The organism is Alistipes sp. An116, assembly GCF_002161005.1.
Lineage (GTDB): Bacteria > Bacteroidota > Bacteroidia > Bacteroidales > Rikenellaceae > Alistipes > Alistipes megaguti.
The window spans coordinates 58,117-64,327 of the sequence record NZ_NFLR01000016.1 but is presented as its reverse complement, the minus strand read 5'-3'; the positions used below and the strand labels follow the sequence as shown (position 1 = coordinate 64,327).

Annotated in this window: 5 protein-coding genes; 2 read left to right on the top strand and 3 right to left on the bottom strand. The window is 61.6% G+C overall.

The window, feature by feature from the left end; translation table 11 throughout:
• Window positions 1–136: 136 nt before the first annotated feature.
• From B5E60_RS10555 to uxaC, 3 genes are all read right to left on the bottom strand, one after another.
• Window positions 137–808, bottom strand: a complete 672-nt coding sequence (locus B5E60_RS10555) for a bifunctional 4-hydroxy-2-oxoglutarate aldolase/2-dehydro-3-deoxy-phosphogluconate aldolase (RefSeq protein ID WP_087311463.1) — start codon at window positions 806–808, stop codon at window positions 137–139.
• Between the two features lie 77 nt (window positions 809–885).
• The gene (locus tag B5E60_RS10550; protein ID WP_087311462.1) at window positions 886–1,905 is read right to left on the bottom strand and encodes a sugar kinase; all 1,020 of its coding nucleotides are present in this window, start codon (window positions 1,903–1,905) and stop codon (window positions 886–888) included.
• An 18-nt stretch (window positions 1,906–1,923) separates the two neighbouring features.
• Complete coding sequence (uxaC, locus tag B5E60_RS10545; protein ID WP_087311461.1) at window positions 1,924–3,336, bottom strand: glucuronate isomerase; 1,413 nt, start codon at window positions 3,334–3,336, stop codon at window positions 1,924–1,926.
• A gap of 210 nt (window positions 3,337–3,546) precedes the next feature.
• On the opposite strand from uxaC, the gene B5E60_RS10540 reads away from it, so the two are divergent.
• Both B5E60_RS10540 and B5E60_RS10535 read left to right on the top strand, forming a co-directional pair.
• Entirely contained in the window at window positions 3,547–4,674 is a 1,128-nt protein-coding gene (locus B5E60_RS10540) for a DUF4861 family protein (protein ID WP_239403311.1), read from the top strand.
• A 469-nt stretch (window positions 4,675–5,143) separates the two neighbouring features.
• Window positions 5,144–6,190: a sugar kinase gene (locus B5E60_RS10535; RefSeq protein WP_087311460.1), complete on the top strand. Its 1,047-nt coding sequence runs from the start codon at window positions 5,144–5,146 to the stop codon at window positions 6,188–6,190.
• The last annotated feature ends 21 nt before the right edge of the window (window positions 6,191–6,211 follow it).

Below are 6,211 nucleotides of genomic sequence, written 5' to 3'. Positions count from 1 at the left end.
ACGCGGCGGCAGGTCAACACCCGCACCGCTCAAGCCATCCGCCCACGGACCCGACAGGGCCTTCAGACGTGGTTCGGCCCGAACGCGGCGGCAGGTCAACACCCGCACCGCTCAAGCCACCCGCCCCACCGGGGAATCAACCGCGCGTGGCGGCGATGACACCCAGGGCGAAGCGGCACTTCTCGGTGATGGCCTTCCAGTCCTTCGCGGCGATCACATCCTTGGGGAAGAGCTGCGAGCCCATGCCCACGCAGAAGACTCCGGCCTTGAACCAGGCCGTAAGGTTCTCCTCCGTCGGCTCGACGGCACCCGTAGCCATGATGTTCGACCACGGCAGCGGAGCCTTGACGTTCTTGACGAACGACGGACCGCCGACGTTGCCTGCCGGGAAGACCTTCGTCAGATCGCAACCCAGCTCCTGGGCGATGCCGATCTCCGTTACCGAACCGCAGCCCGGCGTATAGGGCACCAGGTGACGGTTGCAGACCTTGGCCACCTCGGGGTTCAGGTAGGGACCCACGACGAAGTTGGCGCCGTACTGGATGTACATGGCAGCCGTCGGAGCATCGACGATCGTGCCGACACCCATCACCATTTCGGGGCACTCCCTGGCGGCGAACTTGATCACCTCGATGAAGACCTCCGAGGCGAAGTCGCCGCGGTTCGTGAACTCGAAGGCGCGCACACCACCCTCATAGCAGGCCTTGACGACCTGTTTGGCGATTTCGGCGTCCGCGTGGTAGAAGACGGGGACCATGCCGGTCTTGGCGATGGCCTCCATGACTTGCATTTTAGAAAAACGTGCCATTTTCAGAATCTGTTTTTATCGAAACGGGCGGAGGAGCGGATTTTGTCGACCCCCTCCCCGCACCCTGCATGGTTTCATTAACGCTGTACGCGACCGTTTGCGTTGCCGCCGGCCAGCGACTCGACCTCCTCAACCGAGACGAGGTTGAAGTCGCCGTTGATCGTGTGCTTGAGAGCCGAAGCGGCTACGGCGAACTCCAGCGCCTCGCCCTGCGTCGGCTTGGTCAGCAGGCCGTGGATGATGCCGCCCGAGAACGAGTCGCCGCCACCCACGCGGTCGATGATCGGGTTGATATCGTAGTGCTTCGACTCGTAGAACTCCTTGCCGTTGTAGATCATGGCCTTCCAGCCGTTGTGCGTGGCCGAGTAGGACTCGCGCAGCGTCGAAACGACATACTTGAAACCGAACGTCTCGGCCATCTGGCGGAAGATGCCCTTGTAGCCCTCGGCGTTGGTCTCACCGCCCTCGACATCGGCGTCGGGTTTGAAGCCCAGGCACAGCTCGGCGTCCTCCTCGTTGCCGATGCAAACGTCGACGTACTGCATCAGCGGCTTCATGATCGACTGGGCCTTCTCCTTGGTCCAGAGCTTCTTGCGGAAGTTCAGGTCAACCGATACCGTGACACCGTGACGCTTGGCGGCCTCGCAGGCCAGGCGCGTCAGCTCGGCAGCCTTGTCCGAGATGGCCGGCGTGATGCCCGACCAGTGGAACCAGTCGGCACCCTCCATAATTGCATCGAAGTCGAAATCCTGAGGATCGGCCTCGGCGATGGCCGAGTGGGCGCGGTCGTAGATCACCTTCGAGGGGCGCATCGAGGCTCCGGTTTCGAGGTAGTAGATACCCACGCGATCGCCGCCGCGGGCAATATAGTCGGTCTTGACGCCATACTTGCGCAGGGCGTTGACGGCCGACTGACCGATTTCATGCTTCGGGAGTTTCGTCACGAAGTAGGCATCGTGGCCGTAGTTGGCGCACGATACGGCCACGTTGGCCTCGCCGCCGCCGTAGACGACGTCGAACGAATCGGATTGTACGAAACGGGTGTTCCCGGGCGTCGAGAGACGCAGCATGATTTCACCTAAAGTTACGATTTTCATTGTCTTTCCCTATATTGGTTAGAATTTGAAGAAGTTTTTCGCATTGCGGTAGCAGATGCCCTCGACGATCTCGCGACCGATGAAGTTGATCTCCGAGGCGGGGAGCAGACCCTGCTCGATATCGTTGCCCAGCAGGTTGCACAGCGTGCGGCGGAAATACTCGTGGCGCGGATAGGAGAGGAACGAACGCGAGTCGGTCAGCATGCCGACGAAGCGGCTCAGCAGTCCCAGCGTCGAGAGGGCGTTCATCTGCTTCTCCATGCCGTCCTTCTGGTCGAGGAACCACCACCCCGATCCGAACTGGATCTTCCCGGCGCCGTAGCGGCCGTCCTGGAAGTTGCCGAGCATCGTGGCGACCAATTCGTTGTCGCGCGGATTGAGGTTGTAGATGATCGTGCGGGTCAGCTTGTCGCGGCTGTCGAGCATGTCGAAGAACTTCGACATGGACTTGGCCACCGTGAAGTCGCCAATCGAGTCGAAGCCCGTATCGGGGCCCAGCCGGGCGAACATGCGCGAGTTGTTGTTACGGATGGCGCCGTAGTGGAACTGCTGTGTCCAGCCCGTCTCGTGGTCCATGACGGCGAACTCGACCAGCATGGCGGTCTTGTACTTGCGGATCTCCGCGGGCGTCAGCTCCTGACCGCCGTACACCTTATTAAAGATGGCATCGATCTCCGGCTGGGTATAATCCTCGGCGTAGAACTCCTCGATGCCGTGATCCGACAGACGGCAGCCCACCGACTCGAAGAACTTGTGCCGCACGCGCAGGGCGTCGATCACATCGGCGAACTTCGAGATCGAGACCCCCGAGACGTCGGAGAGCTTCTCGATGTAGGCCCGGAAACCGGCCGGCGACTCGACGGCCATCGCCTTGTCGGGGCGCCACGTCGGGAGCATCCGCACGGCGAAGCCCTCGTCGCGCACCTTGATATGGTTTTCGAGCGAGTCGACCGGATCGTCCGTCGTGCAGACCACCTCGACGTTGTAGCGCTGCATCAGGCCGCGGGCATAGTACTCGGGCTGCTGCAGGAGGGCCGTACAGTGGTCGTAGATCTCGCGGGCGGTCGAGGGGTTGAGCAGCTTCGTGACCCCGAAGGCGGTCTTCAGCTCGAGATGCGTCCAGTGGTAGAGCGGGTTGCGCATCGTATAGGGGACCGTTTCGGCCCACTTCTCGAACTTCTCCCAGTCCGTAGTGTCCTTGCCCGTGCAGTAGCGCTCCTCGACACCGTTCGTACGCATGGCGCGCCACTTGTAGTGGTCGCCCTCGAGCCAGATCTTCGAGAGGTTCTCGAAGCGGTGGTTCGAAGCCACGTATTCGGGGCTCAGATGGCAGTGGTAGTCGATGATGGGCTGCTTGGCTGCGTGTTCGTGATAAAGCCGCTGCGCCGTCTCGGTCTGCAACAGGAAATTCTCGTCGTTGAACTGTTTCATCGTTTTATGCTATATTCCGTTTAAAAGTCCATGGAATGGAACGAAGCTCCAGAAAATCGTCCCTTTTCACCATGTAAAATTAGCAACTTTCCGTCAGACATAATACGAAAAATCACCAAATTAAATAGAATATTTGCCATTTTGGTTGACCAAAGTACGGAAAAATTGTAAATTTGCCAAACCTAACATCGAAAAAACTTCAGTAAACGTATGATGAGAAACTCGATCTTCGGAGCGGCAGCCCTGCTGGCCGCCTCCTGCACTCCGGCGCTGAACGTCGAAGTGACGAACAACACCCAACTCGAACGCGATGACGAGACCGTCGAAATCGCCTGGTCGGAGGTCGCCGTCCTCAAGGGCGTGACGCCCGAAAACGTCGTCGTGCTGGACGACGAACGGGAGCAGATCCCCTCGCAGGTACTCTACCGCGGTGAGGCCGAACCGCAGGCGCTGATCTTCCAGACCGACGCCGACGCCATGCAGACCAAACGCTTCCGCATCACCACCGGAACGCGTGAGGCCTATCCGGCCGAAGCCTACGGCCGTCAGGTTCCCGAGCGCTACGACGACTACGCCTGGGAGAACAACAAGGTGGCCTACCGCCTCTACGGCCCGGCCCTGGAGACCTCGCCCGAAAAGCTCGTCACGCCGGGTATCGACGTCTGGGTGAAGTGCACCGACAAACTGGTCATCGACGAGTGGTATGCCAAGGGTGACTACCACCACAACTACGGCGACGGCATGGACTGCTACAAGGTGGGCGTGACGCTCGGCTCGGGGGCTTCGGTACCCTTCGTCGACGGCAAGTTCTGGTTCATGGACCACAACTACGCCACGGCCCGTACGCTGGACAACGGTCCGATCCGCACGACCGTCGAGCTGACCTATGCCCCGTTCGACGTCAACGGCACGCAGGTATCGCTCGTGAAGACCATCTCGCTCGACGCCAACCAGCGCTTCAACCGCATGGACAACCTCTACGAGGGTGAGTTCACCGAGATGCCCGTCGCCGCCGGATTCGTGCGCCACGACGTGAAGCAGCTGACCAACGGCGACGACTGGATGGGCATGTGCGAAGCGGCTTCGGATTCGAAGGATCCCGTGCGCGACGGCGACATCTACCTGGGAGTGATCCTGCCGGGCGGCGAGATGATGCCCGACACGCTGGGTCATGCCGTAGCGGTCAAGAATGTGAAATCGGGCCAGACGCTGACCTACTATGCCGGTTCGGGCTGGAGCCAGGGCGGTGTCGACGACATGAACGAGTGGATCGAGGAGATCACCGCAGCCAACGCTGCCGCCACGCAGCCCCTGCAGGTAACCATCGTCAAGAAATAGGGCTCCGCTGCGGAGTCCATCCGAACACCCCCGGGCAGACAACTGTCCGGGGTTTGTTTTGCCGCTACACGCCCCGGCCGACACCACGACGACCTCTCCGTCACGGCATATCCTGCACCCCCTCTCCCACACCTTCCCGACAGACACGCCACGACAACCTCTCCGTCCCGGAATGTTCCGCAGCCGACCTCTCTCACACCCTCCCCGACCAAAAAGTTTCCGTCAAAAGTTCCCCCGGCCAAACAATCTGTTCGCTTTTTGCGTATCTTTGTCGAAACCGGGATGACCCCACGGAGATGACCCCACGGAGCAATCGACAGGCCCGCCCCGGCAACCGTCGCCCGGCGACCGATTCCGCCGGCATCCGATTCCGCCGGCGACCGGCTGCAGCGAGATATTCCCCGGCCGCCAGCCGGTCCGAAGACTCCGGACTCCTCCCGGCCCAGATATCGACTCAAGAACAACCAACATGGATAACAAGAAAATCGTCACTTTCGGAGAGATCATGTTGCGGCTCACGCCGCCCGACAACCTGCGCTTCAACCAGACGAAGCTCTTCCGCGCCAGCTACGGCGGCAGCGAAGCCAACGTGGCCGTCTCGCTGGCCAACTACGGTCTGCGGAGCGAATTCGTCACCTGCGTGCCGGCCAACCACATTGCCGACGCCTGTCTGGACGATCTGCGCAGTTACGGGGTGGAGACCACCCACGTACTGCGCCGCGGACAGCGGCTGGGCCTCTACTACATGGAGGAGGCTGCGGCGATGCGCTCGTCGCAGGTGGTCTACGACCGGGCCGGCTCGTCGTTCGACGCGCTGCAGCCGGGGCAGATCGACTGGGCGTCGCTCTTTGCCGATGCCGCCTGGTTCCACTGGTCGGGGATCTCGGCCGCCGTGAGTGCCTCGACGGCCGAGACATGCGCCGAGGCCATCGCCGCAGCCCGTCGGGCGGGGGTCGTCGTCTCGTGCGACCTGAACTACCGCAAGAACCTCTGGCAGTACGGCAAGACGGTACAGGAGGTGCTGCCGCCGCTGATGGCGCAGTGCGACTTCCTCTTCGGCACGGACGACGAATACGAAAAGATCCTCGGCATCCGGCTTCCGAAATTCGAGGCCCGCGACTCGGCCTACCAACCCGATGCCAAGGGTTACGAAGCGGCTTCGCAGCAGGTGGCCGAACGTTTCCCGCTGTGCCGGGGCATTGTCTTCGGACTGCGCAGCGTCCTGAGTGCCAACCACCACCTGATCTCCGGAACGCTCTACACCGGAGGCCGGCTCTTCACGTCGCGCGTCTACGACATCGACTGCGTGGTGGACTGCATAGGCGTGGGCGACGCCTTTGTCGGCGGGCTGATCTACGGACTGGCCGAACACGCCGGGGACATGCAGTTTGCGCTGGACTTCGGCACGGCGGCCTGCGCCATCAAGAATACGGTTCCTGGCGACTACAGCCAGTTCACGGTCGAGGAGACGGCCCAACTGGCCCGCGGTCCGGTCAACGGCCGCATCGCCCGATAGAGACCGCAAACACCGCGGAGA